Here is a 1,327-nt window from a genome sequence, read left to right as displayed (position 1 = left end):
CTAGAGCTGCGACGGGAAGAACGAGATGGACGCACCGCCCGCAGCTTGATAGCGTCGTCTTTCTCGCCAAGCTTCCGTGCTTTAGATTGCGCTGCGTCGTAGTCGAGCAGCTGCAAGCGAAGCGCAGGTCAGCAGCAGCATTCCAAGCGCATGGCAGGCGGGACGCACCTTCTTCTCGCGCTTCGAGATGGCGTTAGCGACTTCGGGCAGATGGGCGCAGAACTTGCCAATCGGCTCGAGGACGGTAGCTCGGTACGGGGCGTCCTGTAGACGTGCACATCAGCCGCACTGCCCAGCTCAGCTCGCAACCCTAACGCACGATAGTCCTAGCGATATCGCCCTCCAACTCCTCAACCGCACGCTTGTACGCATTCGCCGAGATAGCCTGCTCGCCCGAGTCGGTGCCAAAGAACATGTCGATGGTCGTGCCTATCCGCGTCGAGGATGCCGAGACGTTGCGGACGGCGTCGAGGTAGGCCTTGGCCTCCTTCTGCAGAGCATTGCTGTTCGTCTGGAGTCTACGCACAGGCAATCGGGTCAGTACACATCTCTGGACAGCGTGGAGAGCCGCCTGCACGCACTGCTTGAACCGCTCCGACTCTGACCTGAACGCCGAGTCGTCCGTCCGCTCGACCTGGCCCAACTTCATGCTCATCTGCGTCCCGAACCGGCTCGAGGCCTTCTTGAGACCACTCCACGACATGGTGTGCTGCTTGGCGGACCGACAGAGGGGTGGGATGGCGAGATTGGCGTAGTGGGGAGGGGTCGGGAGGGGAGGTGTCAGACTCGACTGGGAGAGAGCGTGAGGATGCGCCGGCTCGCCTGTGCCTGGGATGGACTGTATCGAGAAGCTAGCGACAGGAAGCAGCGGTTCAGAAGCTGTGTGAGCGGAGTGCTGCGTCTTTGCGGTGACAAGGGGCGAGGACGAACCCTTTGGGCGGACTTGACCACCCTCACACCGCTGTGCTGCAGTCTGAGCGCTTTTGTGAGCTCAGTCAAGCGTTGCGAGGGCTCTCCCGCCTCTACAGCCAGCCCGCGCTCGAGGACTCGTCGTTCTCCCTCCTCCCGCTTCTTCATCTCTCGACGAGGCTGTCGGCGCCGCAACCGCCTGGGACGCTTGAGAGCTGACGTTGAGCGATCGACGCGTCTTCTCGCAACGCATCCCTCGAGCCGAAACCCCGCCGAGTGACCTTGCGGTTCCACCCTGTCCGTGACTTGCTCCTAAAGATCCTCCTGCACTGCCTGTTCTCGCTCGACTTCCTTCGTACCCGTGCGCGGTCACTCGAGCGACACAATGCCCTACATGATCCTCAAGGTCACGCACGAC

At 61.9% G+C, this 1,327-nt stretch carries 1 protein-coding gene; it reads right to left on the bottom strand.

Annotated elements, in window-relative coordinates; translation table 11 throughout:
• Positions 1-310: 310 nt before the first annotated feature.
• Positions 311-649: a hypothetical protein gene (locus EPN29_14475; protein ID TAN29584.1), complete on the bottom strand. Its 339-nt coding sequence runs from the start codon at positions 647-649 to the stop codon at positions 311-313.
• Positions 650-1,327: the final 678 nt, after the last annotated feature.

Source organism: bacterium, from assembly GCA_004299235.1.
Taxonomy (GTDB): Bacteria; Chloroflexota; Dormibacteria; order Dormibacterales; family Dormibacteraceae; genus SCQL01.
The sequence above is the reverse complement of the archived record's forward strand: the minus strand, read 5'-3'. Positions and strand labels throughout refer to the sequence as shown.